Genomic DNA, 26549 nt, shown 5'->3' on the forward strand with positions numbered 1-26549 from the left:
TATAATACATCTCTGTTGCGATAATAAATCAATTATTGTATTAACCTTTAACTTATGAGTTGTAATTGATCAAAAAATTAAAAAAAGCTCACCTAAAAAATTCTCAAAAAAATACAGGTATTTTAGTTTTAGAAAATAAAAAGATTTTTAAAGGGATCGGAATTGGATATCAGGGAGAGGCAACTGGTGAGGTTTGCTTTAATACTTCATTAACTGGATACCAAGAAATAATATCAGATCCATCTTATGCCGGACAAATAATAAACTTTACCTTTCCTCACATTGGAAATGTAGGTACGAATAAAGAAGATTTTGAATCTGATAAAATATGGACTAAAGGAGTTATTTTTAATTCTGAAATAACATCACCATCAAATTATAGATCTTTTCAACATTTAGATGCATGGTTAAAAAAAAATAAAATAGTTGGAATTACTGGACTTGATACAAGAAGTTTAACAAATTTTATTAGAGATAAAGGTGCTCCAAGAGGAACCATTGCTTTCTCAAAGAAAAGTAAATTTCATATAAACAAGCTTATCAATTCTACGATTAAATGGAGTGGGCTTAAAAATTTAGATCTTGCAGAAAAAGTTACCACACAAAAAAATTACATTTGGAAAGGACTTAAAACTTGGAAAAAAGAACATGGCTATAGAAAAAATAATCAAAATTCATTTCATGTGGTGGCTATCGATTATGGAATAAAAAAAAATATTTTGAGATATTTTTCTGATTTTAAATGTAAAGTTACTGTGGTTTCTTGTAAAACATCTGCAGAAAAAATTTTATCTCTTAAACCTAATGGTGTCTTCTTATCTAATGGACCTGGAGATCCAGCTGCAACAGGAAAATATGCAATTCAAATAATTCAAAATCTTATTAAGAATAAAATGCCATTATTTGGTATCTGCCTTGGTCATCAGTTACTCGCACTTGCGTTAGGTGGTAAAACAAAAAAAATGAAATTGGGTCATAGAGGAGCAAATCATCCTGTAAAAAATTTGATTAATGACAATGTAGAAATTACTAGCCAAAATCATGGCTTTGAGGTTGTAAGAGAAAATTTACCAAAAAATATTCAGATTACCCATAAATCTTTGTTTGATAACAGTATCGAGGGAATAAGATTAAAGAACAATCCAGTATTCTCAGTTCAATATCATCCAGAGTCCAACCCAGGTCCACAAGATAGTGTCTATTTATTCCAGGAATTTATTAACAACATAAAAAAAAATGCCAAAAAGAAAAGATCTTAAAAAAATTTTAGTTGTAGGTGCTGGACCAATTATCATTGGCCAAGCTTGTGAATTTGATTATTCAGGAACCCAGGCTTGTAAGGCATTAAAAGATGAAGGCTATAAAGTTATTTTAATTAATTCAAATCCAGCAACAATTATGACAGATCCTGATGTTGCAGATAAAACTTACATTGAGCCAATTACTTTAAAGGTTTTAGAAAAAATTCTGAAGAAAGAAAAACCAGATGCAATTCTTCCAACCATGGGTGGCCAAACCGCTCTTAACCTTGCAATGGAAGCAGAGAAAAAAGGGATTTTAAAAAAATACAAAATCGAATTAATTGGTGCAAATTCAAAAGCTATTTCCAATGCGGAAGATAGAAAGAAATTTAGAAAAAACATGATTGATATTGGATTAGATCTTCCGAAATCTGAGATCGTTAACAATATAAATCAAGCATCAAAAGTTTTGAGTAAAATTGGTTTACCAGCAATAATTAGACCAGCTTTTACACTTGGAGGTTTAGGAGGGGGAATAGCAAAAAATAAAAAGGATTACCTTAAGATTATTAAAAATGGTTTGCACGAGTCTCCAGTAAGCCAAGTACTTGTAGAAGAGTGCTTAGAGGGTTGGAAAGAATTTGAGATGGAAGTTATAAGAGATAAAAAAGATAATTGTATAATTATTTGTTCAATAGAAAATGTTGATCCAATGGGAATACATACTGGAGACTCGGTTACAGTTGCTCCTGCGTTGACATTAACTGACAAAGAATATCAAGTAATGAGAAATGCTTCTATTTCATGTTTGAGAAAAATTGGGGTTGAGACAGGTGGTTCAAATGTTCAATTTGCAATAAATCCAAAAAATGGGCGAATGGTAATAATTGAGATGAACCCAAGAGTGTCAAGATCATCAGCCCTTGCATCAAAAGCAACTGGATTTCCCATTGCAAAAGTTGCTGCAAAACTTGCGGTTGGATATACATTAGATGAATTAAAAAATGAAATTACCAAAGTTACTCCAGCATCATTTGAGCCAAGTATAGATTATGTGGTAACCAAAATTCCAAGATTTACTTTTGAAAAGTTTTCAACTTCTCCCGCAATTCTAGGCACATCAATGAAATCGGTAGGAGAAGCAATGGCAATTGGAAGAAACTTTAAGGAGTCTCTTCAAAAAGCATTGGTATCTCTTGAGACTGGTTTCTCAGGATTAGACAGAATATTTAATCTAAATAAAAGACAAATTGAAAAAAAACTAAGAGAAAATATTCCAAATAAAATCTTGCTTGTTGCTGAAGCAATGAGGAAAAAAATTAAGCTTAAAAGAATTTATAATTTATCAAAAATTGATCCATGGTTTTTAAACCAAATTAAAGAAATAATAGAAAATGAAATTAAGATTAAAAATAATGGATTACCTAAAAATTTTGATGATTTTAATCAAATAAAATCAATAGGTTTTTCAGATAAAAAGCTTTCTGAGCTTTCAAATTTATCTGAAGATATTGTGAGAAAAAAAAGAACTGCACTTAAAATTTTACCAGTATTTAAAAAAGTTGATACTTGTGCTGCAGAATTCAAATCATTTACACCATACATGTACTCAACATATCAAAGAAATTTTTCAATAAATTCAGAATGTGAGGCTTATCCATCTGCTAAGAAAAAAATTATGATATTAGGTGGAGGGCCTAATAGAATAGGACAAGGAATAGAATTTGATTATTGCTGTTGTCAAGCCAGTTTTGCCCTAAAGGCTGCTGGTTTTGAGACTATAATGGTTAATTGTAATCCTGAGACTGTCTCAACTGATTACGACACTAGCGATAGATTATATTTTGAGCCTTTAAAGGAAGAATATGTTTTCAATATTATAAAGAGAGAGAAAGATATAGGGAATCTAGTCGGTATAATTACGCAATTTGGAGGTCAAACTCCAATTAAATTGGCAAAATTTTTACATGATAATAATCTTCCAATTTTAGGAACTCAATACTCATCTATTGATCTAGCAGAAGATAGAGATAGATTTAGAAAACTTTTAGAAAAATTAAATCTGAATCAAGCTGAAAGTGGAATTGCAAAAAATTTCGAACAGGCAATAGAAATATCTGATAAAATTGGTTTACCCTTAATGGTTAGGCCCTCTTATGTTCTGGGAGGAAGGGCAATGGAAATTGTTTACGAAAAAAGCCAATTAAAAAATTTTGTAGAGGAAGCCTTTAAAGCAGCAGAAAAAAATCCAATTCTTATTGATAAATTCTTAGATCATGCAATGGAGGTGGATGTTGACGCTATATCCGATGGTAAAGAAGTACATGTGGCTGGTATCATGCAGCATATTGAGGAAGCGGGAATTCATTCTGGAGACTCGGCTTGCAGCTTACCTCCAGTTTCAATAAAACCTTTTTTACTAAAAGAAATTGAGAAACAAACAAAAGATTTAGCCCTAGCTCTAAAAGTAAAAGGTTTCATGAATGTTCAATTTGCAATAAAGAAAGATGAAATTTTTGTTATTGAAGTAAATCCAAGAGCTAGCAGGACTGTTCCTTTTGTTTCAAAAGCTAAAGGAATTCCCTTTGCAAAGATAGCCTCAAGAGTTATGGCTGGTGAAAAACTTTCAAAATTTAATTTAAAAGATAAATCTAAAGGAATGTTTGCCGTAAAAGAAGCTGTTTTTCCATTTAATAAATTCCCAAATAGTGATTTATTGTTAGGTCCAGAAATGAAATCAACTGGAGAGGTGATGGGATTTGACAAAAATTTTGGGATGGCATACGCAAAAAGCCAAATAGCATCGTCTAATTCGTTACCTACTAATGGATTGGCTTTTTTATCATTAAAAGACTCTCATAAGGATGAGGGTCTAGGTCTTGCAAAAGAACTTTTAAAGCTAAAATTCCATTTGTGTGCCACAAAAGGAACAGCTGAATATATTCAAAAACATGGCATGAGGTGTAAGATTATTAATAAGGTAAGTAGTGGGTCACCTCATATCGTTGACGTTCTCGACTCTAAAAAAATTGCGTTAGTAATTAATACTGGTGGAGGCAACACTGAGCATAGATTAAACGATGCTATTGCTTTAAGAAGAGCAACACTTAAAAATAAAGTGCCGTACTGTACAAATATGTCAACAGCGCTTGCATGTATTGAGGGTATTAAATCACTTAAAACAAAAAAATTAGAGGTGACGTCTTTACAAAATATTTAATCAACTTTCCAGTCAGTTTTAAATGTAACATAATTGACTTGAACACATCTTCTTTCTTTAACAATTTTTTTCTTTTCCATCCCGTGCCATGTATTTGGACCACTTGTAAACAAATAACCATAATTATGCTTGTAAGGAACTGTCTTAACTTTTTCTAATTTTTCATTATAAAAATCAGTACCTAGTTCCTCTGATTCATTCGCATTATTAACAAAAATAAGTCCTGACATTAATTTTTCTTTAATATCACAATGTGGCTTTAACCAAAAACCTTCACGATCGCATATAACCTCAAGTCTGACATACGAACTAGATAAATCTTTATTAATCATTTTGGAGATCGTTTCACATGTTTCTTTAGATTGAAGTTCATTAATAAATTTTACTAAATTTGGAAATTGAGAAGCATTTTCTTTTGTTACAAAGCATCTAAATTTTATAGCCTTACCACCTGAAGCTATGCCTTCTCTAAATTCGGCAGCACCACCATCAATTGCTCTTGTACCATCGTAATTGAGATCATGTTTGCTTACATCAGGAATGTCTGCGCCTTCAATTTCTTTAATAGCCTCTTCACTTAAAGCATTATTATATTCCCAGTGATTAAATGGGAATTCATACTTTTTTGAGTTTTTTAATATAGAATTAAGAAAAGTCATAATCTTTAAATTGCTCCTCTATATATCCCGATATTCTATGAGTTTCATTAAGTTTTTTATAATTCCATTCTTCGACTGTATCCTCTAAGTTTTTAATTATGTCTAGGGATTTAAAGAGCTCAAAAAATTTTTTGAAACGAATATTTTTTTTAATAGCTGGCATTTGAGCCACATATATTGGTCTTCCTGACATTGCTGCTTCAGATATCATAGATGTAGAGTCGCAGGTTACAATAATATGATTAGCTAGCTTAAGTGATGACAAATAGGCTTTCTTATCAATATCTTGGATTATAATTTGGTCATCATCAAAAAAATTTTGGGCTTTATCTATAATTCTTTGCGGTGTTCTCATTGAGGGTATAAAAATTAGCTGATAACCTTGAGTGATGAAATTTTTTTTAGTTCTAACAAAAATCTTATCAATTATTTCATCATTAAAATCGTAATACTTATTTGGACCACCTGCAATAAACACTATTACTTTTTCTTTTTTAATTCTAGGTTTTAAATAATTAACATTTTCCTCTAACTCTTTTTCGGTAAGATAATGAATTGCTCCTTTGGTTTTTAGAACATTTGTACCCTCAAGACCATCGTGCTCTGGCGCAATAACAAAATCAAAATTATTTAATGATACTTTTGGATCCTGAATATGAATATTCATTATTTTATTTCCAAATTTTTTTTTTAAAAAAATGGATGGAACTACACTTTTTCTCCCACATGAAATTACAACATTGAATTTTTTTGATATATCATTTTTGAAAACAAAATCTTTTACGGGTGTTAATTTCGGAGGAATCATTTTCCAAAAATTATTTAGTTCAATTTTTTCGTGTATAAATTCAAGATTGAGAGCTTTAGCAAGCCCCTCAACTTGGCTAATCATGCCATGCATACCCTCGGTCAATAATAAACCTTTTAATTTAGTCATTAATCACTATATAGCTTTCATATGAGTCAAAATCCAACTAAACACACAAAAGTGTTAATAATTGGGTCTGGTCCTGCTGGATACACTGCTGCAGTTTATGCAGCGAGAGCTATGTTAAATCCAATTTTGGTTTATGGGTCGGAACCTGGAGGCCAATTAACTACAACGACAGATGTTGAAAACTTTCCAGGATTTGCTGATGTGATTCAAGGTCCATGGCTTATGGATCAAATGAAGGAGCAAGCAAAAGCTGTTGGAACGGAAATGATTGAAGATCATATAAGTTCAGTAAACTTAAAAACAACACCCTTTGAGGCTGTAGGTGACACCGGTCAAAAGTATACTGCTGATAGCATAATAATTTCCACAGGCGCCCAAGCTAGATGGTTAAATATAAAATCTGAACAAGAGTTTAGAGGATTTGGTGTATCGGCGTGTGCAACATGTGATGGTTTTTTCTTTAAAGACAAGGAAGTTGCTGTTGTAGGTGGAGGTAATGCGGCTGTTGAGGAAGCAATGTTTCTTACAAAATTTGCGTCAAAAGTAAAATTAATTCACAGAAGAGATAATTTAAGAGCTGAAAAAATGCTTCAAAAAAAACTTATGGAAAATAAAAAAATTGAAATCATTTGGGATACAGTTGTTGAGGATGTAATTGGAGATAAAGATCCAAAAAACGTTAAAGGAATTAAAGTTAAGAATGTGAAAACAAATAAAATTGATGAAATAAAATTAGACGGTGTTTTCATTGCTATTGGTCATGACCCTGCAACGCAATTATTTAAAGATCAACTTAGTATGGATAATGAGGGTTATTTGATAACAAAACCAGATTCAACAGAGACTAATGTACCAGGTGTTTATGCGGCTGGAGACGTAAAGGATAAAACATTTAGGCAAGCGGTAACTGCTGCTGGTATGGGATGCATGGCAGCACTAGAGGCTGAAAAGTTTTTATCTCATTAAAGTGAAAAATAATCTCCATGTTTTCTTAGGCGCTACAGTTGCAGATGCAGCAGCCAGACCACTACATTGGGTATATAATCAAAAAAAATTAGAAGTTTATATTAAAGGAAAAAAGGACTTTTCTTTCTTAAAAAAAAATAGAAGTCCCTTCTATAATATCAAAACAGGAAAAGTCTCTGGTTACAATGAAATTAGCCAAGTGATGTTTCACACACTACTGGATGGACACAAAAATATAGAGAAACGTTTCAAAAAAAAAATCCTCAAAAACTTTGGCCCTGGAAGTAAATATTGGAAAAATTTAAAACTGAGATCTAAATATAAAAAAGTCAAAGACTGGCGTGGTATAGTCAAGGGACCGTGGATACATCAAAATATTATTGAGACGGTAAAAAATATCAAGTTGAAAAAGAAGATCTCTGGTGGTGTAAAAGTCAATGAGTCAGATGGTTTTTGTGCTACTCTTCCATATTTTCTATATGGTTTTGATTTTAAAAGTTTAGAAAAAATTTTCAAAATTGTAACAGTTTCAAAAATAAGTTTTAAATATGCTATGGCAAAATTTTATTTAATAGATTTTGCGTTAAAGGGAGCTGAAGACCCAATCAAAGAATTCATTAAAAAATTCAATAGAAATCCTTTTTTTAAAGGAATTGTTAATGACATTAAAAAAATAAGAAAATTTGGAACAAAGTTTGATCCAACTACGATAAAGAAACTAGGTATGGCTTGTAGCTATCCAGGAACTTTTAACAGCTCAATATATACAATCATTAATTCAAAAAATTATAAAGATGCTATTTTAAAAACAATAAAGGCAGGTGGTTGCAATTGTTCAAGAGCAAATTTTACTGGAGCATATTTTGCAGCTTTAAAAGGTATAAATTCTATTCCAAATAATTGGATTAAAAAAACAATCCCAGCAAAAAAAATTTTAAATCAAAAATAATTATTTGTTTAGAGCTTCACAAAAAGATTTAATTCTCGACATTGCTTTTTTTAAATTCTTCATGGATGTAGCATAAGAAATTCTAAAATAGCCATCTAAGCCAAAAGCAGAACCTTGGACAACAGCAACATTTTCTTTTTCAAGCAATCTTTGAACAAAATTAGTGTCAGTTTTTAATTTTGTTTTTTTATTTAACAATCCTTTACAGCTTGGAAATACGTAAAATGCTCCATTTGGGGTCAAACAACTTATGCCTTTTATACTATTGAGGCTTTTTACAACAAAGTTTCTTCTGTCTTTAAATGCTTTAGCTCTAGTTTTTATAAATCCTTGTTTTCCATTTAATGCCTCAACAGCTGCAGCTTGACTTATTGAAGAAGGATTTGAAGTTGATTGTGATTGGATTTTTCCAATAGCTTTTATTATTTCCTTTGGACCAGCAGCATAACCTATTCTCCAACCAGTCATAGCATATGATTTGCTTACTCCATTCATTGTAAGTGTCCTATCTTTTAACTTAGGAATTTGAGCAATTGTAAAAAAATTAAAGTTATCATACCTGACATGTTCATAAATATCATCACTCAGAATAAAAATTTTTTTGTTTCTGGTTAAAATTTTTGCTAAATCATTAATTTCTTTTTTTGAATAACCTGCTCCTGTTGGATTTGATGGAGAATTAAGAATGATCCATTTAGTTTTTTTAGAAATTGCTTTCTTTAATTTTTTTGGAGTAAGTTTAAACCCCTCTTGTTCAGTACATTTGATTATTTTTGGTTTTCCACCAGCTAACAAAACCATATCTGGGTATGATACCCAAAAAGGTGCTGGTATAATTACTTCGTCCCCTTTATTAAGAGTTGCCATAAAAGCATTGTAAAGAACTTGTTTTCCTCCTGTGCCAACGGTGATCTGATCTAAAGAGTAGTTAATTTTATTTTCTCTTTTAAATTTCTTAATTATAGCTTTTTTAAGTTCAGGTGTGCCATCTACAGCAGTGTATTTTGTGTCTCCTTTTTTTATAGCTTTGATCGCAGCCTTTTTTATATTTTCTGGAGTGTCAAAATCTGGCTCTCCAGCTCCTAAACCAATTACATCTTTACCAGCTGCTCTTAATTCTCTAGCTTTCTGAGTAACTGCGATAGTTGGCGATGGCTTAATTCTTTTTAAACTGTCTGATATTATGCTCATTGAAATATAAATTAATTCTACTACGTTCTTTAATATATGGAAAATACATATCAAGATTTAATTACTGATATTCAGAGTAAAAGTCCAAAAATCAGTGGAAAACTTGAAGGTGGTAAAAAATTTAAAATTAAATCTGATTTCAAGCCAGCGGGTGATCAACCAGAGGCAATTAAAAAATTAGTAAACGGTGCAAATAAAGAGGAATTTAATCAAGTTTTGCTTGGTGTTACTGGGTCTGGAAAAACTTTTACAATGGCAAAAGTGATAGAGGCAACAAATAGGCCAGCCTTAATTCTTGCTCCTAACAAAACTCTCGCTGCTCAACTTTATGGAGAGATGAAGACATTTTTTCCTGATAACGCGGTTGAGTATTTTGTGTCTTATTATGATTACTATACACCAGAAGCTTATGTCCCAAGATCTGACACATACATTGAAAAAGAGGCATCAATTAATGAACAAATAGATAGGATGAGACATTCAGCAACAAGATCACTTTTGGAGAGAGATGATGTTTTAATTGTGGCCAGTGTATCATGTATTTATGGTTTAGGCTCTGTTGAGGCTTATAGTAAAATGACTCTTACACTCCAAAAAAACTACGATTATAATAGAGAACAAATAATAAAGTCTCTAGTTGCGTTACAATACAAAAGAAATGATCAAAATTTTTATAGAGGTACTTTCAGAGCTCGTGGTGAATATTTAGAAATCTTTCCGTCTCATTTAGAAGACAGAGCTTGGCGATTAAATTTGTTTGGTGATAAATTGGAGAAAATTGAGGAGTTTGACCCTCTCACGGGTGACCAAGTTAGAGAATTAAGTTTAGTTAAAGTTTATGCAAATAGTCATTACATAACTCCTAAACCAACTATTGAGCAAGCGATTTTAAATATAAGAAAAGAATTAGAAATTACTCTTAAAAAACATAAAGCAGAAAATAAATTGCTTGAGGCTCAAAGACTTGAGGAAAGAACTAAATTTGATCTTGAAATGATTGAGGCTACTGGATCTTGTGCTGGAATTGAAAATTACTCAAGATTTTTGTCTGGTAGAAAACCAGGCGAACCACCCCCAACTTTATTTGAATACTTTCCAGATAATACTTTAATTTTTGTTGATGAGTGTCATGTAACAGTTCCCCAGCTTAATGGAATGTACAAAGGTGATAGATCAAGGAAAAGTACGTTAGCTGAATACGGATTTAGACTTCCATCTTGTATGGATAATAGACCATTAAAATTTGAGGAATGGGATTTAATGCGAACACAAACAGTATTTGTTTCAGCAACACCAGGACCTTGGGAATTAGAACAAACAAAAGGGAAATTTATCGACCAAGTTATACGGCCAACTGGATTAATTGATCCACCAGTGGAAATAAGACCTGCTAAAAACCAAGTAGATGACTTAATGCATGAATGTAAAAAGGTAATAGAAAAAAATCATAGAGTTCTAGTTACAACTCTTACTAAAAAAATGGCAGAGGATTTAACTGAGTACCTCCATGAAAATGGAGTGAAAGTTAGATACCTTCATTCCGATATTGACACTCTTGAAAGAATAGAAATTATGAGAGACTTAAGAATGGGTGTTTTTGACGTGCTTGTAGGCATAAATCTATTAAGAGAGGGTTTAGATATTCCTGAATGTGCTCTAGTTGGAATTTTAGATGCAGACAAAGAAGGATTTCTACGATCTGAAACATCCTTGATTCAAACTATTGGAAGAGCTGCAAGGAATGTTGACGGCAAGGTAATTTTGTATGCTGATAAAGAGACAAAAAGTATCAAAAAGGCTATACAAGAAACAGAAAGAAGAAGAAAAATTCAGTTAGCTTATAATAAAAAAAATAAAATAGATGCGAAAACAGTAAAAAAAGAAATTAACGATATTCTAGAAAGTGTTTATGAGAAAGATTATGTAAAAATCAGTGAGGGTTCAAACATTGGTGGAAATTTAAAAAAACATTTAAAAGCTTTGGATAAAAAAATGAAAGAAGCAGCCTCCAATCTTGAGTTTGAGGAAGCAGCAAAAATCAGAGATGAAATAAGAAAATTAGAGAGTACTGAATTAGAAATAACATTAAATCCAAAAATAAGACAGTATGATGTTAAAAATAAACTTTATCCCAAAGGAAGATCCACTATGGGTATGCCTGGCACCAAAGTTACAAAAAAAAAGATAAAAAATGGAAGCACGTAAAATAATCATCACAGGTGGAGCAACAAGAATAGGTGCTGCAATTGCAAAAAAACTTTCAGGTCTAAATAAAGAGTTAGTTCTTCATTTTAATAAATCAAAATCTAAAGCAGTAATTCTCAAAAAAAAATTAGAGGGGATTGGAACTAAAGTTTATTTAGTCAAAGGTGATTTAAGTAAAGAAAAAGATATCATCAAAATTATCAAATTAGCAAAATCTAAATTAAAATATTTTGATTGTCTTGTTAATAATGCTTCGTTATTTGAAAATGACAAATTAGCAAATTTTAATAACAAAAGTTGGGAGAAACATATATCAACCAATTTAAAAGCACCTGCGCTTTTAACTAAAGAATTTTCCAAAAATATTAAAGGAAATAATAACAATATTATTAATATTATTGATCAAAGAATTTTTAAACTAACTCCATATTTCTTTTCTTACACTATTAGTAAATCTGGTCTTTATACTTTGACAAAAACCAGTGCTATGAGTCTTTCTCCTAAAATAAGGGTTAATGGTATTGCCCCAGGACCTACTATTAAAAATCAAAGACAGACTGAAAAACATTTTAAAAAACAATATCTTGCTACTCCTTTAAAAAGACAGGTTGACGTTAATGAGATTTGTAATGCTGTTGACTTTTTTATAAAAAGCAGATCTATTACTGGTCAAGTACTGGCAATTGATAGTGGCCAAAGTTTAAACTGGCAAACACCAGATGTTCTAGGTAAGGAATGAAAAAAAATAATTTTAAGATTGTTAAAATTGATAAAGAAAAATCTCTTTTCAATTACGAAAAAAAGATCCTTATAAACGAGTTAATACTGGATTTAAAACTCGGATATTATGATTTTGAGAGAGAAAATGCTCAAAAAGTAAAATTTAGCCTTGAAATAGATTATCAAGATAAAAAACCATCAAATGATAAAGATTTAAAATCAATAGTGAATTATGGAACAATCGTGAAACTAATAAGAAAACTGGTTAGGAAAAAACATTATAACTTTTTAGAAACTCTTGCAGAGGCTGTATTTGACGAATTATTTAAAGATAAAAGAATTGCTAAGATAATGCTTAAAATTGAAAAATTAGAAATTTTAAAAGAATGCTCATCTGTTGGTATTCAAATTACCAAAAAAAGAAGTCATGATAAGTTCTGATATTGGAAAAGAAATAATAAAAAAAGAACTGCACTTAATCCCAAAACTTCCTGGTGTTTATAGGATGTTGAATGAAAAAGAAGAAATTCTTTATGTTGGTAAAGCCAAAAATTTACCCAATAGACTTAAAAGTTATGTAGCTGAAAAAAACCATATTATTAGAACTGAAAGAATGTTGTCACAAACTAGAAAATTGGAGATCACAACTACTTCTAATGAAAGTGAAGCTTTACTTCTAGAAGCAAATTTAATCAAAAAATATAAACCAAAATTTAATATTTTACTAAGAGATGATAAATCTTTTCCTTTTATATTCATTGGCAACAAAGATAAATGGCCGCAAATAAAAAAACACAGAGGAAAAAAAACTACCGAAGGTTTTTATTTTGGACCTTTTGCATCTGCTGGATCAGCTAACTGGACAATAAAAATGATACAAAAAATATTTCATCTTAGAGTTTGTGATGATACTGTTTTCAAAAACAGAGAACGACCATGTATTTTATACCAAATTAAAAGATGCTCTGGACCATGCGTTGGTTACATAGAAAGTGAGGAATATAAGAAGACTGTTGACGATGCTATTGAGTTTGTTTCCGGTAAATCTAGGAAAATACAAAAAAGCCTCTCAGAGCAGATGGAAAAAGCTAGCGAAAATTTAGATTTTGAAAAAGCAGTAATTTTGAGAGATCGAATAAAGTCATTGAATATTATTCAATCATCACAAAGAATTAATGAAGCTAATCTTATAGAGGCAGATGTGATCGCTGGTTATAAGGAGTCCGGCAAAGCGTGTATTCAGGTTTTTTTTTATAGGTCAAAACAAAACTGGGGTAATCAATCTTTTTTTCCAAAACATGACCCCGATGAGAATTTAAGCAATATAATTAATTCTTTTATCACACAATTTTATGAAAATAAAAGCGTCCCCTCCTCAATAATATTATCTGAAGAGATAAAAGAAAAAGTTTTAATCGAAAAAACGCTTTCTCTTAAAGAAAAAAAACAAATTACTATATCTATAGCTAAAAAAGGATCAAAATTAAAAGTGATTAATCAAGCAATAAAAAACGCGAAAGAGAGTTTAAATAGAAAGCTTTATGAAACTCAAAATAATAAAGATTTATTTGAAGCGGTGGCAAGTAAATTTAATCTGGAGACCAATATTAATCTAATTGAGGTTTATGATAACAGTCATATACAGGGAACAAACAGTGTAGGTGCATTGATAGCTTACGGTGATGATGGATTTATTAAAAAAAGATACAGAAAATTTAACATCAAGCTAAAAAAGAATGAACAAGACGATTATGGAATGATGAAAGAAGTTTTGAATAGAAGATTTAAAAGAGCAATACAAGAAAAAGATAACTATTTAACTTTTCCTGATCTGGTAATGGTAGATGGAGGAAAAGGACAATATTCAGTAGCTAGAGAAACTCTAAATGAACTCGGGCTTCATGATATTCCTATTATTGCCATTGCTAAAGGTAAATATAGAAATAGTGGAAATGAGACTTTCTTTCATAATGGAAAGGAATTTAAATTCATTAAAAATGATCCTACTTTATTCTTTCTTCAGAGAATAAGAGATGAATCTCATCGTTTTGCAATTAGTGCTCATAGAGCAAAAAGGAAGAAGGGTATAAGTAAATCACTGTTAGACCAAATTGACGGAATAGGTTCCATAAGAAAAAGAGCCCTATTAAACCATTTTGGATCAGCCAGGGCAGTTGAGTCTGCAAGTCTAGATGAAATTAAATCTGTAGAAGGAGTTGAAGAAAAAGTTGCAAAAAAAATATATAACTTTTTTCATGAATAAAAAAGATTATGCTTAAAAAAATACCAAATATTTTAACTATAGGAAGAATTTTAATTGTTCCTTTTTTTGTTTTAGCATTTTACTTGCCAGGTTTTTATGGAGATTTGACAGCGTTAATTTTATTCATAGTTGCATCTTTCACAGATTTTTTAGATGGGATGCTAGCAAGATTTCTTGGAGAAGAGTCTAAACTTGGAGAATTACTTGATCCTATTGCAGATAAAATTATCGTTGCAACTGCTTTAATACTTTTGGTAATGGACGGAACTATAAGAAATTATGAAGTAATAGCAGCAATCATTATCTTAACTCGAGAAATTTTGATATCTGGATTAAGAGAATTTTTGGCAAAGGGAAAAATTAAACTACCAGTTTCAAATCTAGCAAAATTAAAAACTGTATTACAAATGATTGCTATTGCACTTTTACTTTCAGGTGAAACTGGAAACAAAATTATTAATTTTCAAGATTATAATGCTCAAACTATTGGAATAATTCTTTTGTGGCTTTCGGCTGCTTTAACTCTTTTTACAGGATATGAATATATGCGAAGAGGTATTGACCACGCGATCTCAGAAGATAATAAAGATTAAGCTGCTTTTTTCTTTCTGACAAGTTTCTGATAACTCTCGTTAAGACCAATAATTAAATCACAAACTTTAAATTCATTTTCAGCGATACACGATACCGGAGTTACCTCTGCTGCAGTTCCAGTTAAAAAACATCCAACAAAATCCTTTAGCTCCTCAGGTTTAATTTTTCTTTCATTTACCTTTATATTTTTGGAATTTGCTATTTCTATTACTGTTCGTCTTGTAATTCCATCCAAAAAGGAGTCTGGAGTTGGAGTATGAAGTTCACCATTTTTATCTTTAAAAAAAATATTTGCACCAGTTGCTTCAGCAACATTTCCCTCATGGTCTAGCATAAGTGAATCCGTAAAGCCATTTTTTTCTGCTTCATGTTTTGAGAGTGTACATATCATGTAAAGTCCTGAAGCTTTTGTATCCCATGGAATAGTATTGGGAGCTGGTCTTCTCCAATTTGAAATATTTAATTTAATTCCCTCAATTTTTAATTTTGGATCAAAATATGAGCCCCACTCCCAAGTTGCTATTGCAACATGAATTTTTGTTTGTTGAGCTGAGATTGCCATCATCTCACTTCCTCTCCACGCAACAGGCCTTACATATCCGTTCTCAACTTTCTGATTTTTAATAATAGAATTAGAAGCATTATTAATTTCCTCTTCACTAAATGGTATTTCAAATCCCATTCTTCTTGCAGAGTGAAAAAATCTTGATGTATGTTCTTCTAATTTAAAGATTGAACCATTATAAACTCTCTCTCCCTCAAATACACAACTTGCATAATGTAATCCGTGGCTTAAAACGTGAACTTTAACATTTGACCAATCAACAAATTCGCCGTTGTACCATATTTTACCTGATCTTTTATCGTAAGGTATCATGTGTGAATTTTAAAAATATTACTGAAAAATATCTATGTATATATAATATGTCAATATAACTTACCTGTGATGAAAGAGCTCTTGTATTTAAAAGATGAACAATTGAAACATTTAATTGAAAAATTATTTGTTGGTTATAGAGAAACATTTTCAGATTCTAAAAAAATTTTAGATAAATATCATATCGGTATAGCTCATCAAAAGACTATACATTTAATATCAATGTATGAAGGTATTTCTATTTCTGAACTAATGAGAAAATTAAAAATTACTAAACAAAGTCTTAATCGAGTTTTGAGAGATTTGATTAAACTTAAGGTGATTTTTTATAGTAAGGATGAAAAGGATACTAGAATAAAACATGTTTTTTTGAATGAAAAAGGAAAAAAAATCTTTAGCGAAATTTTTGAAGTACAAAAAAAAAGAATTTACAATGCGCTCCTAAATTCAAGCTCACAAGAGGTTCTTAATTTTGATGAAGTTTTAAAAAAAATAATTAATGGATAATTTTATAGCACATATATTAGTAGTTGATGATGATGAAGGTATTAGGTCTTTAGTAAAAAAATACTTAGATGAAAAAAATTATTTAGTCACAACAGCACATGATGCAGAAAACGCCTCAGAGAAAATAAAAGTTATCAAATTTGATCTAATTATTTTAGATATAATGATGCCTGGAAAAAGTGGCCTGGAGTTTTTAAATGAACATAAAGAAAATATTAAGACACCAGTTATTTTACTAACCGCCAAAGGTGAGCCTAGTGAGAGAATTGAGGGATTAGAGATGGGTGCTGATGATTATTTATCCAAACCCTTTGAACCCAAAGAACTTGATTTAAGAATCAAAAATATAATTAACAAAATCAAAACAGATAATCTAAAAAGAATTATAGAATTCGAAAAAGTCAAAATTGATTTAAACAAACAAATAATTTTTCAAAATGATCTAGAATTTAAAATAAATAATACAGAAAAAATCATATTAGAAAAAATGATTAATAATCCTGGAAAAGTATTTGCAAGAGAAGAAATCGGTAAATTGATTAATATAGATAAGGAGAGATCGGTTGATGTGATCATAACAAGATTGAGGAAAAAAATTGAAATTAATCCAAAAAACCCAAAATTTCTTCAAACTATAAGAGGAGCTGGATATGTTTTATGGATTGAGTAAATTTTTTAAAAATTTATTGCCTAAAAGACTATTTTATAGAGCATTACTTATAGTTGCTATACCAATAATCTTAATTCAGTTGACTATAACAATTGTTTTTTTTGATAGCCTTTGGATAAAAACTAACAAAGGTATGACAAGAGCAATCGTGGGTGAGATACAAACTTTTATTGAAGTATATAGCAATGATGATTATGAAAAGAATGAAATTAAAAATATTTTCTCTTTATATCAGGATCTAAATATTGAATTTGTTGAGGATCAAAACTTCCAATTTTTATATAATGAAAGATGGTTTAGCCCCTTAGACAGAACATTAAGAAGGGAATTAAAATCTAAATTTGGATCTGAAATTTTTTGGTTTGATACAACTAGCTACAAGGAATTAGTTGATTTAAGAATTAAGTATCAAAATGGATATTTCAAATTTATATTTCCAAAAGACAGACTTACCAGTACATCTGCAAGATTATTTGGATTATGGATAACTGTTCCTGCAGTCATAGTCGTTATTATTTCTCTTATATTCTTAAAAAATCAAACAAGACCAATTACAGCATTGGCCAAAGCAGCTGAAAAATTTGGAAGAGGTGAAAATGTTGATGAATTCAAGCCCTCTGGTGCAGCTGAGATACGTCAGGCAGGATATGAGTTTGATAGAATGAGAAAAAGAATAATGAGACATTTAAATCAAAGATCTGAAATGCTATCTGGGATTAGTCATGATTTGAGAACACCATTAACAAGAATGAAATTACAAACAGAGTTTATAAAAGATAAATCCTTAGCTAAAAGGTTGACCGAGGATATAAATGAAATGGAAAAAATGCTTAATGAATATTTGCAGTTTACAAGTTCATCATTTATGGAAAAGGATGAGCTGTTCAATCTGAGCAATTTAATGGATGATATTATAGGTAAATATAATAATAAAAACATCACAAAAGAAATATTACCAAGTGTCTATTTAAATGGTCGAAAAAATCTAATTAAAAGATGTCTTAATAATCTGATAGAAAATGCAATTAAATATGGGAATAAGATAAATATTGAACTTCAAAAAAAGAAAGCAAGCTTAATAATAAAAGTTGAAGATGATGGTCCAGGAATAGTAGAAAGTGAATATGATAATGTGTTTAAACCTTTCTACAAAATAGACAAGGGAAGAGCAGATTCCAAATCCAGTGTAGGGCTTGGTCTGTCAATAGCATCTGACATTGTGCGTTCTCACGGTGGTAATATAAAGTTGAATAAATCTAATTTGAATGGACTTGAAGTTAAGATTTTTTTACCCGTTTAATCTTTTTTTTCAAAACCTCTTTTTTTTCAAGTTTTTTCTCCAAATTTTCGACTCTTTTAGAGAGAATATCAAACTCATCCTTACTCGTTAATTTCATTTTAAATACAATTTCATCTCTTTTTGATTTTAAAATGTTTACTATCTCATTTTTTAAGTCTCTAGAAGAGATTAATCCTTGTTCTAAAAGTTTAGTAAATTTATCAAATACGAATTTTGAATTTTTCATATATTTATTAAATAAGTTAATATATCTTTACTCTATTATTATAATTAAAAATGTTCATTAATAATTTTGACCCAGTTGCATTTAGTTTGTTTTCTTTAGAGTTTAGGTGGTATTCTATATCGTATATACTTGGAATTCTTGCTGGATGGTTCTTGGCAAAAAAAATTTTTATAAAAGACGATAATTTAAAAGAAAAATTCGACGATTACATTACTTTTGTAATCTTGGGTATTATAATTGGTGGCAGATTAGGTTACGTAATTTTTTATAATTTTGATTACTATTTAGTAAACCCTGTTGAAATTTTTAAAATTTGGAATGGCGGAATGTCATTCCATGGTGGATTATTAGGTGTAATTGTGATGAGTATATGGTTTGCAAGAAAGCATAGTCATAATTCATATATTTATCTTGATGTTGTCTCTTTAGTTGCTCCTATAGGAATCTTTTTTGGACGTATTGCAAATTTTATTAATTCGGAGCTTTATGGGAAAGAAACTGCCTTACCATGGGGAGTTAAATTTGAAAAAATTGATGAATTATATCGTCATCCATCTCAACTTTATGAAGCTTTTTTTGAGGGACTGTTGTTGTTTTTTATATTGATATATTTTCATAAAAGATCATCAGCTAAAAATCCTGGTTTCATATCTGGAATATTTTTAATATTTTACTCTACATTCAGATTTCTGATAGAATTTTTAAGAATTCCAGATGAACAATTAGGTTATGTCTTGTTTAGCTTTAGTATGGGACAAATTTTATGTTTAGTATTTTTTATATTTGGTTCTTATTTGACTTTAAAAAAATATGATCATCAAAAATAATTTTGAAATCTCTTTAGATAAATTTATCAATTTTGCTCTGTATGATAAAAAAAAAGGATACTATATGCAAAAAAGTCCTTTCGGACGAAAAGGTGATTTTATAACTGCACCAAATATTTCAAGAATGTTTTCTGAGATGATAGCTATTTGGATTTTAGGGTTTTGGGAAAATTTAGGAAATCCAAAAAAAATTAATTTGGTAGAGCTTGGTGCGGGAAATGGTGAAATGATGAAAATTTTAATTGAAACTTTTAAAAAGTTTCCATTATTTTTTGACTCCTGTAATATTTTTATTCATGAAAAAAGTTTAAAATTAAAAAAAATTCAAAAAGATAAATTAGACAAAGATAAAATAATTTGGATTTCGGACTTGAAAGAAATAAAAAAATTTCCAACAATCTTTATTGCTAATGAATTTTTTGACGCAATGGCAATAAAACAATTTATTAAAAAAAAAGATTTTTGGTTTGAAAGATATGTAATTTTTAAAAATAAAAAAAAAGCTTTTTTTAATGAAAAAATTTTTAATATGATAAAATTTGAGAAAAAAATTGGTTATAATATTTCAAAAAATCAAAAATTTATTGAATACTCATTAGTTGGAGTAAGTTATTTAAAAAAAATCACTAACATAATTAAAAAAAATGATGGTGGTCTTCTAATAATAGATTACGGGTATATGGAAAAAAAGATGAAAAATACTCTTAAATCAATTTCAAATCATAAACACAGCAATGTTTTAGAAAATATTGGGAAATCAGATATTACCCATAATATTAATTTTTACCTTTTTAAGAAAATAATTAATCAATTGGGTGGCTTAAAAGATTTAATAACAACTCAAGGAAGCTTTTTAGTAAAATTAGGAATAAAAAATAGAGCTGAAATAATTTCACAAAATCAAAGCTTTTCAAAAAAAGCAGATATTTATTATAGATTAAAAAGACTAATAGATGAGAAAGAAATGGGAAATTTATTTAAGGTAATGTTTATTAAAAAGAAAAATAATAAATATAAATTGGGGTTTAATTGATAGTTTCAAAAAAATTATCTAGATTAAAAGAAATCAAACATGGTTTTTTCAATAATAAAGGCGGATGCTCGATAGGTATTTATAAAAGTTTAAATTGTGGACCAGGTTCTAATGACTACAAAACAAAAGTTCTTAAAAATTTAAGAATTGTTAAAAAAAAAATTAGTGAAAATTCAAAAAATATTTTTTTACTCCATCAAATACATAGTAATAAATTTATTTTTATCAATAAGTATTCTAAGTACCTAAAAAAAAAGAGAGCAGATGCAGTTATTACTGACATTCCAAGATTGCCAATTGGAATTCTTACAGCAGATTGCGTACCAATATTAATTTATGATAAAAAAAAAAAGATGGTAGCTGCTATTCATGCTGGATGGAAAGGTGCATATAAAGGAATTATTTCAAAAGTAATAAATTTCATGATTAAAAAGGGCTGTGAAAAAAAGAATATAATTGCTGTTATAGGTCCTTGTATCGCCCAAAAAAGCTATAACGTAAAAGAAGATTTTAAAAGAAAATTCATAAAAAAAGATAAAAGAAATAAAGTTTTTTTTAAAAAAAGAAAAAACTTAATTTATTTTGATTTATCAAAATATGTTAAATTACAACTCAAATTAATGAAAATCACAAATTTAGAGACAATAAATATTGATACTTTTCCCAAAAAAAATAATTTTTTTAGTGCAAGAAGGTCTTTGCATTTAAATCATGATGATTATGGTAGAAATATTTCATTAATTATGATTAATTAGACTTTTTCAATGAAATTATTAACTGGAAACAGCAATAAAGTTTTAAGTAAAAACATTGCTAAATACTTAAAAACTAAACTTGTAAATTCAAGTATTAGAAAATTTGCTGATGGCGAAATTTATATTGAAATAAATGAAAATATAAGAGGAAACAGTATTTTTATTGTTCAATCTATCTCTTCTCCAGCAAATGATAATTTAATGGAATTATTATTATGCATTGATGCTCTTAAGAGATCATCGGCAAAAAATATAACAGCGGTAATACCATATTTTGGATATGCAAGACAAGATAGAAAAGTTGTTCCAAGAACTTCCATATCTGCAAAACTTGTTTCAAATTTAATAACTAAAGCAGGTGCTGATAGAGTAGTAACAGTAGATTTGCATGCAGGTCAAATTCAAGGTTTCTTTGATATTCCTGTTGATAACTTATTTTCAACTCCAATATTCGCAAGACATGCTAGAAAGAAAATTAAAAGTAAAAAAATTATTTGTGTTGCACCTGATGTGGGAGGAACAGAAAGAGCTAGAGCACTTGGAAAACTTTTAAATGTAGGACTAGCTATTGTTGACAAAAGAAGACCTAAACCTGGACAATCACAAGTTATGAACGTCATCGGTGATGTAAAAGGTCAAACCTGTATTATAGTTGATGATATAATTGACTCAGGTGGTACAATTGTTAATGCAGCAAAAGCTTTGAAATCTCGTGGTGCAAAAGACGTTTACGTTTATATTACTCATGGAGTTTTAAGTGGAGATGCAATCAAAAAAATTAAAAGTTCAGTAATTAAAAATTTAGTTATAACCGATACAATAGACAATGTTCATAAAACTAAAAATGTTAAAAATATTGAGGTTTTACCCATATCAGGTCTTATGGGTGAAGCAATAAAGAGAATTTCAAATTCAACATCCGTATCAGATTTATTCAAATAAATTTCTTGATTATTTGTAAACATGGGTTAAAAAACTCTGTTTTATGAATTCAATAGAAGCTAACATTAGAGACAATACTACCAAAGGACAGTTAAACGCTATAAGAAATAGTGGAAATGTTCCGGCTATTATCTACGGTGGTAAAGATAAAAATCAAAAAATATCTATTTCTAAAAAATTACTTAAAACTTTTATTGAAAAAGAAAATTTCTTCTCAAACATAATTACTCTGAAGGTAGATGGTAGTAATCAAAATGTATTACCAAGAGAAATAAAATATCATATTTTAACTGATGAACCAATTCATGTAGATTTTTTAAGAGTGCTACCAGGTGTAAAAATAAAAATTGAAATTCCAGTAAATTTTATTAATCACGAAAAATCTCCCGGTCTTAAAAAAGGTGGGGTGCTAAACATTGTAAGAAGAAAAGTAGAATTAAAATGTCCAAGTGAAAAAATACCTGAAAATTTAACAATAGATCTAGAGGGTGTTGATATAGGTGAAAGTTTTAAAATTTCTTCAGTTAAATTAGATCCAGAAGTTGTTCCAACGATTCAAGGAAGAGATTTTGTAATAGCAACATTAGCAGCTCCAACAGTTATGAAAGAACCTGAAAAACCTGCTGAAGCAGAAGCTGCAGAGGGTGAAGAAGGTGCAGAGGGTGCAACTGCTGCAGCGGCCGATGGAGATAAAGCTGCTCCTGAGGGTGATAAAGGAGATAAAAAAGAAGGTGATGATAAAAAACCTGCTGACAAAAAACCTCCTGAAGAAAAAAAATAATCAACTAAATTGAAAATTAATCAATAGATCATGCTTTTATTTGTAGGATTAGGTAATCCAACACCAGACAGCGAAAATAATCGACATAATGTTGGGTTTAAAATTATAGACGCTATAAACAAAAAATTTAGTTTATCAAAACAAAAACCAAAATTTAAAGGCTTATTAACCACTGGTAATATAGGAAATGTTAAAGTCTATGCCATCAAACCCTTAACCTTTATGAATAATTCGGGAATTTGTATTAGAGAGCTTATTGAATATTTTAAAATTGATGCTCAAGATGTAATAGTTTTTCATGATGATCTGGATATAGAATTTGGAAAAATCAAAGCTAAATTTGGAGGATCAAGCGCAGGACATAATGGAATTGCCTCAATTGATAAGTTTATTGGTAAAGATTATTCTAGAGTTAGAATAGGTATTGGCAAACCCAAAGGAAACATCGAGGTTGCAGATTACGTTTTACAAAATTTTGACGAAGATGAGACACTGGGTATTGAGAAAATATCTAACCATATAAATGACTCAATTTCTTTTCTTGTTGAAAAAAAATTAGATCTTTTTTCTAGTACAGTAAATAATAAATAATGAGTTTCAAGTGTGGGATCGTTGGTTTGCCAAATGTAGGTAAATCTACTCTCTTCAACGCATTAACCAATTCAAATAAAGCTCAAGCAGCTAATTTTCCATTCTGTACAATTGATCCAAATATTGGTGTGGTTAATGTACCTGATTATCGATTAGAAAATTTAGCTAAAATTTCTAAATCAAAAAAAATTGTGCCTACTACTATTTCTTTTGTTGACATAGCTGGTCTTGTAAAAGGCGCATCTAAGGGAGAAGGTTTAGGAAATAAATTTTTATCACACATAAGAGAGGTTGATGCTGTAATACATATGATCAGATGTTTTGACTCTGATGATATTCAAAATGTAAATCCTACAGTTGACCCTGTCAGAGACCTTGAAATAATTGAAACAGAAATGAAACTGGCAGATTTAGAATCCATTCAAAAAAGACTTGAAAAAAATAACAAGAAAAGTATTGAAGAAGATCAAATTAAAATTCTTCAAAGTTCTTTAGACTTAATTAATAACGATCAAGATTTAACAAGTTTAAAATCTGAATTTAGCAAAAAACAACTAAATTTAAGCGGTTTATTGTCTTTAAAACCTAAAATATTTGTTTGTAATGTTGATGAGAAAAGTTTGCAAAATGGAAACAGTTATACGAAATCATTCTTAGAAAAATTCGGTTTAGAAAACACCCTAATTATATCTGCTGATATTGAAAATCAAATCAATGAATTAAATAATGATGAAAGAAAAAACTACATGGAAATGATTGGTTTAAAGGATACTGGCTTAGATATGTTGATTCAAAAAGGTTATGAGATTTTAGAATTAGACACTTTTTTTACCTCAGGTCTTGAGGAAACAAGAGCCTGGACTGTTCAGAAAAATTGTTTGGCTCCAAAGGCTGCTGGTGAAATACATACTGATTTTGAAAAAGGATTTATTAGGGCTGAGACTATTTCTTATAATGATTTTATTGAAAATAATGGATGGGTAAATTCTAAAACAAACGGAAAAATGAGATTAGAGGGTAAAGACTATATTGTTAAAGACGGTGACGTTTTAAACTTTCGTTTCAATACGTGACCAGATTTTCTTCATACTAAAATAAACTAAAACTGTTAATATAATTAAATAAACTATTGCTTTAAAACCCATTTTGTGACGAGTTTCTAAATGAGGTTCTGCAGTCCACATTAAAAAAGTTGTAACATCTTTTGCCATTTGTTCTACAGAAGCATTGGTGCCATCTGAGTATTCTACTAAACCATCAGAAAGTTGATTGGACATTTTAATCTTATTTCCATACATGTATTTATTATAGTAAACACCATCATCTAAAGTCACCCCAGTTGGTGGATCTTCATATCCTTGAAGGAGTGAATAGATATAATCAACTCCACCGCCTCTCGCTTTTACTAAAACAGTCATATCGGGTGGGTATGCTCCACCGTTCGCAGCTTGAGCAGCTTTTTCATTTTCGTAAGGCATCACAAATTTATCCGACAACCTTCCTGGTCTCATAAACATTTCACCATCTGCATTTGGTCCATCTTTTACCTCGAAAGATGCTGCAATAGCTTTTGCTTGTTCCACTGAAAATTCAGGCCCACCCTCTTCCACTAAATTTCTATAACTTAGATATTTCATAGAATGACATGAAGAACAAACTTCTTGATAAACTTGATATCCCCTTTGAAGTGCAGCTCTGTCAAACTTTCCGAAGGGACCCTTGAAACTCCAATCAGTTTTTAAATATTCAACTTTTTCAGCTGCATTAGAGTTAAATTGAAATCCAAGAAATAATGCTATTAAAAACGATATTCTAAAAAAATTTTTCACTGATCTTTAAAACTATCTTTTTTTTTCACCGCAGCAAGATTAGGTGAACCGCCCAAAATTGGTTCAGTAATACTTAAAGGAACGGGTGTGGTCCTCTCTTTGAATCCTAAAACCGGTAATACAACTAAAAAATGAAGGAAATAATATGCAGTAGCAATCCTTGCAATTAACAAATAAAGACCCTCTGCTGGCATTGCTCCAACGTATCCTAAAATTAAAACATCAGCTACTAAGATCCAATAAAACTGTTTATATAAAGGTCTAAAAACTGCAGATCTAATTTTTGAAGTATCTAACCAAGGAAGTGCAGCTAATATTAAAATAGCAGACAACATCGCTATGACACCTAGAAGTTTATCAGGAACTGATCTCAAAATTGCATAAAAAGGTAACAGATACCATTCAGGAACAATGTGAGCTGGTGTTACAAGAGGATTTGCTTCAATGTAATTATCAGCATGACCTAAAATATTTGGTGTATAGAAAACAAAAAAAGCGAAAACAATCATAAACATCAACAATGCAAAGCCATCCTTGATAACTATGTAAGGATGAAATGGAACTGTATCTTTTGAGGGTTTTTTTATATCAATTCCAATTGGATTATTATTTCCAGGCACATGAAGAGCCCAAATATGTAAAACAACTAAACCTAAAATTAAAAAAGGAATTAAGTAGTGTAAAGTGAAAAATCTTGTAAGTGTTGGGTTATCAACCGAATACCCTCCCCATAACCATGTTACTATTCCCTCACCTACCAAAGGAATTGCACTAAATAAATTTGTAATAACTGTTGCTCCCCAAAAACTCATCTGTCCCCATGGTAAAACATAGCCTAAGAAAGCTGCTGCCATCATAAGCAGATAAATGATTATTCCGATAATCCATATAACTTCTCTAGGTGATTTATAAGAGCCATAAAATAAAGATCTAAATATATGAATGTATACTGCTAAGAAAAACATTGAAGCTCCGTTTGCATGTATATATCTTATTAACCATCCATAATTTACATCTCTCATTATGTGTTCGACACTCTGGAACGCCATATCAGCATGTGCGATATAGTGCATCGCTAAAACTAATCCAGTTACAATTTGAGTAATTAAACAAAAAGTAAGAATTCCACCAAAAGTCCACCAATAATTTAAATTTTTTGGTGTTGGATAATCGGTTAAATGGTTTGCCAAAGTTAAAAGAGGTAATCTATCGTTAAACCATTTTCCAACTTTTGATTTTGGTGTGTATTCGTGTTCACTCATAAAA

Annotated in this window: 26 protein-coding genes; 19 read left to right on the forward strand and 7 right to left on the reverse strand. The window is 30.0% G+C overall.

Annotated features, from left to right (window positions below; all coding sequences use genetic code 11):
• The first annotated feature begins 65 nt into the window (after window positions 1-65).
• Window positions 66-1259 (forward strand): glutamine-hydrolyzing carbamoyl-phosphate synthase small subunit, encoded by a 1194-nt coding sequence (gene carA, locus ACTT9C_RS01085; protein WP_440922660.1) that lies wholly within the window; start codon window positions 66-68, stop codon window positions 1257-1259.
• On the forward strand, window positions 1237-4461 hold the full coding sequence (carB, locus tag ACTT9C_RS01090) for a carbamoyl-phosphate synthase large subunit (RefSeq protein ID WP_440922661.1): 3225 nt from the start codon (window positions 1237-1239) through the stop codon (window positions 4459-4461). The genes carA and carB overlap by 23 nt, the downstream gene beginning before the upstream one ends.
• Here carB and ACTT9C_RS01095 read toward each other — a convergent pair.
• Both ACTT9C_RS01095 and ACTT9C_RS01100 read right to left on the reverse strand, forming a co-directional pair.
• The gene (locus ACTT9C_RS01095) at window positions 4458-5120 is read right to left on the reverse strand and encodes a hypothetical protein (protein WP_440922662.1); all 663 of its coding nucleotides are present in this window, start codon (window positions 5118-5120) and stop codon (window positions 4458-4460) included. The two genes, carB and ACTT9C_RS01095, sit on opposite strands and share 4 nt — an antisense overlap.
• Window positions 5107-6057, reverse strand: a complete 951-nt coding sequence (locus tag ACTT9C_RS01100; protein WP_440922663.1) for a mitochondrial fission ELM1 family protein — start codon at window positions 6055-6057, stop codon at window positions 5107-5109. Before ACTT9C_RS01100 ends, ACTT9C_RS01095 begins: the two co-directional genes overlap by 14 nt.
• Before the next feature lie 21 nt (window positions 6058-6078).
• Between ACTT9C_RS01100 and trxB the strand changes: the two genes are divergently transcribed.
• Window positions 6079-7023: a thioredoxin-disulfide reductase gene (gene trxB, locus ACTT9C_RS01105; protein ID WP_440922664.1), complete on the forward strand. Its 945-nt coding sequence runs from the start codon at window positions 6079-6081 to the stop codon at window positions 7021-7023.
• A 1-nt stretch (window position 7024) separates the two neighbouring features.
• Window positions 7025-7972, forward strand: a complete 948-nt coding sequence (locus tag ACTT9C_RS01110) for an ADP-ribosylglycohydrolase family protein (protein WP_440922665.1) — start codon at window positions 7025-7027, stop codon at window positions 7970-7972.
• On the opposite strand, the gene ACTT9C_RS01115 is transcribed toward ACTT9C_RS01110, so the two are convergent.
• The gene (locus tag ACTT9C_RS01115) at window positions 7973-9163 is read right to left on the reverse strand and encodes a pyridoxal phosphate-dependent aminotransferase (RefSeq protein WP_440922666.1); all 1191 of its coding nucleotides are present in this window, start codon (window positions 9161-9163) and stop codon (window positions 7973-7975) included.
• A 36-nt stretch (window positions 9164-9199) separates the two neighbouring features.
• Between ACTT9C_RS01115 and uvrB the strand changes: the two genes are divergently transcribed.
• The 5 genes from uvrB to pgsA are packed head-to-tail and all read left to right on the forward strand — an operon-like array spanning window position 9200 to window position 14944.
• Window positions 9200-11368: an excinuclease ABC subunit UvrB gene (uvrB, locus tag ACTT9C_RS01120; RefSeq protein ID WP_440922667.1), complete on the forward strand. Its 2169-nt coding sequence runs from the start codon at window positions 9200-9202 to the stop codon at window positions 11366-11368.
• Entirely contained in the window at window positions 11355-12107 is a 753-nt protein-coding gene (locus ACTT9C_RS01125) for an SDR family NAD(P)-dependent oxidoreductase (protein ID WP_440922668.1), read from the forward strand. Before uvrB ends, ACTT9C_RS01125 begins: the two co-directional genes overlap by 14 nt.
• Window positions 12104-12529 (forward strand): dihydroneopterin aldolase, encoded by a 426-nt coding sequence (locus ACTT9C_RS01130; RefSeq protein WP_440922669.1) that lies wholly within the window; start codon window positions 12104-12106, stop codon window positions 12527-12529. Before ACTT9C_RS01125 ends, ACTT9C_RS01130 begins: the two co-directional genes overlap by 4 nt.
• Complete coding sequence (uvrC, locus tag ACTT9C_RS01135) at window positions 12516-14351, forward strand: excinuclease ABC subunit UvrC (RefSeq protein WP_440922670.1); 1836 nt, start codon at window positions 12516-12518, stop codon at window positions 14349-14351. Before ACTT9C_RS01130 ends, uvrC begins: the two co-directional genes overlap by 14 nt.
• 8 nt (window positions 14352-14359) lie before the next feature.
• On the forward strand, window positions 14360-14944 hold the full coding sequence (pgsA, locus tag ACTT9C_RS01140) for a CDP-diacylglycerol--glycerol-3-phosphate 3-phosphatidyltransferase (RefSeq protein ID WP_440922671.1): 585 nt from the start codon (window positions 14360-14362) through the stop codon (window positions 14942-14944).
• Here pgsA and ACTT9C_RS01145 read toward each other — a convergent pair.
• A complete protein-coding gene (locus ACTT9C_RS01145) occupies window positions 14941-15822 on the reverse strand; it encodes a branched-chain amino acid aminotransferase (RefSeq protein WP_440922672.1) in 882 nt (293 codons plus the stop codon). The two genes, pgsA and ACTT9C_RS01145, sit on opposite strands and share 4 nt — an antisense overlap.
• Before the next feature lie 69 nt (window positions 15823-15891).
• On the opposite strand from ACTT9C_RS01145, the gene ACTT9C_RS01150 reads away from it, so the two are divergent.
• From ACTT9C_RS01150 to ACTT9C_RS01160, 3 genes are read left to right on the forward strand one after another with little or no spacing between them, the layout of a single operon-like run.
• On the forward strand, window positions 15892-16329 hold the full coding sequence (locus ACTT9C_RS01150) for a MarR family winged helix-turn-helix transcriptional regulator (protein WP_440922673.1): 438 nt from the start codon (window positions 15892-15894) through the stop codon (window positions 16327-16329).
• Window positions 16322-16999 carry a response regulator gene (locus ACTT9C_RS01155; protein ID WP_440922674.1) on the forward strand — a complete coding sequence of 226 codons (678 nt, stop codon included), beginning with the start codon at window positions 16322-16324 and terminating at the stop codon, window positions 16997-16999. The genes ACTT9C_RS01150 and ACTT9C_RS01155 overlap by 8 nt, the downstream gene beginning before the upstream one ends.
• A 16-nt stretch (window positions 17000-17015) precedes the next feature.
• On the forward strand, window positions 17016-18299 hold the full coding sequence (locus ACTT9C_RS01160) for an ATP-binding protein (RefSeq protein ID WP_440922675.1): 1284 nt from the start codon (window positions 17016-17018) through the stop codon (window positions 18297-18299).
• On the opposite strand, the gene ACTT9C_RS01165 is transcribed toward ACTT9C_RS01160, so the two are convergent.
• Window positions 18277-18525 carry a hypothetical protein gene (locus ACTT9C_RS01165; protein WP_440922676.1) on the reverse strand — a complete coding sequence of 83 codons (249 nt, stop codon included), beginning with the start codon at window positions 18523-18525 and terminating at the stop codon, window positions 18277-18279. The two genes, ACTT9C_RS01160 and ACTT9C_RS01165, sit on opposite strands and share 23 nt — an antisense overlap.
• A 50-nt stretch (window positions 18526-18575) precedes the next feature.
• Here ACTT9C_RS01165 and lgt point away from each other — a divergent pair, with 50 nt between their 5' ends.
• The 7 genes from lgt to ychF are packed head-to-tail and all read left to right on the forward strand — an operon-like array spanning window position 18576 to window position 24527.
• Complete coding sequence (gene lgt / locus ACTT9C_RS01170; protein WP_440922677.1) at window positions 18576-19352, forward strand: prolipoprotein diacylglyceryl transferase; 777 nt, start codon at window positions 18576-18578, stop codon at window positions 19350-19352.
• On the forward strand, window positions 19336-20385 hold the full coding sequence (locus ACTT9C_RS01175; protein ID WP_440922678.1) for an SAM-dependent methyltransferase: 1050 nt from the start codon (window positions 19336-19338) through the stop codon (window positions 20383-20385). The genes lgt and ACTT9C_RS01175 overlap by 17 nt, the downstream gene beginning before the upstream one ends.
• Window positions 20382-21140 carry a peptidoglycan editing factor PgeF gene (gene pgeF / locus ACTT9C_RS01180; protein ID WP_440922679.1) on the forward strand — a complete coding sequence of 253 codons (759 nt, stop codon included), beginning with the start codon at window positions 20382-20384 and terminating at the stop codon, window positions 21138-21140. The genes ACTT9C_RS01175 and pgeF overlap by 4 nt, the downstream gene beginning before the upstream one ends.
• Before the next feature lie 9 nt (window positions 21141-21149).
• Window positions 21150-22082: a ribose-phosphate pyrophosphokinase gene (locus tag ACTT9C_RS01185; RefSeq protein WP_440922680.1), complete on the forward strand. Its 933-nt coding sequence runs from the start codon at window positions 21150-21152 to the stop codon at window positions 22080-22082.
• Window positions 22083-22125: 43 nt separating this feature from the next.
• Entirely contained in the window at window positions 22126-22863 is a 738-nt protein-coding gene (locus ACTT9C_RS01190) for a 50S ribosomal protein L25/general stress protein Ctc (RefSeq protein ID WP_440922681.1), read from the forward strand.
• A 30-nt stretch (window positions 22864-22893) separates the two neighbouring features.
• A complete protein-coding gene (pth, locus tag ACTT9C_RS01195) occupies window positions 22894-23454 on the forward strand; it encodes an aminoacyl-tRNA hydrolase (RefSeq protein WP_440922682.1) in 561 nt (186 codons plus the stop codon).
• Window positions 23454-24527, forward strand: a complete 1074-nt coding sequence (gene ychF, locus ACTT9C_RS01200) for a redox-regulated ATPase YchF (RefSeq protein WP_440922683.1) — start codon at window positions 23454-23456, stop codon at window positions 24525-24527. Before pth ends, ychF begins: the two co-directional genes overlap by 1 nt.
• Here ychF and ACTT9C_RS01205 read toward each other — a convergent pair.
• A complete protein-coding gene (locus ACTT9C_RS01205) occupies window positions 24504-25283 on the reverse strand; it encodes a cytochrome c1 (RefSeq protein ID WP_440922684.1) in 780 nt (259 codons plus the stop codon). The genes ychF and ACTT9C_RS01205 overlap by 24 nt on opposite strands.
• Entirely contained in the window at window positions 25280-26545 is a 1266-nt protein-coding gene (locus tag ACTT9C_RS01210) for a cytochrome b (RefSeq protein ID WP_440922685.1), read from the reverse strand. The genes ACTT9C_RS01205 and ACTT9C_RS01210 overlap by 4 nt, the downstream gene beginning before the upstream one ends.
• Between the last annotated feature and the right edge of the window lie 4 nt (window positions 26546-26549).

The organism is Candidatus Pelagibacter sp. (genome assembly GCF_052049575.1).
Lineage (GTDB): Bacteria > Pseudomonadota > Alphaproteobacteria > Pelagibacterales > Pelagibacteraceae > Pelagibacter.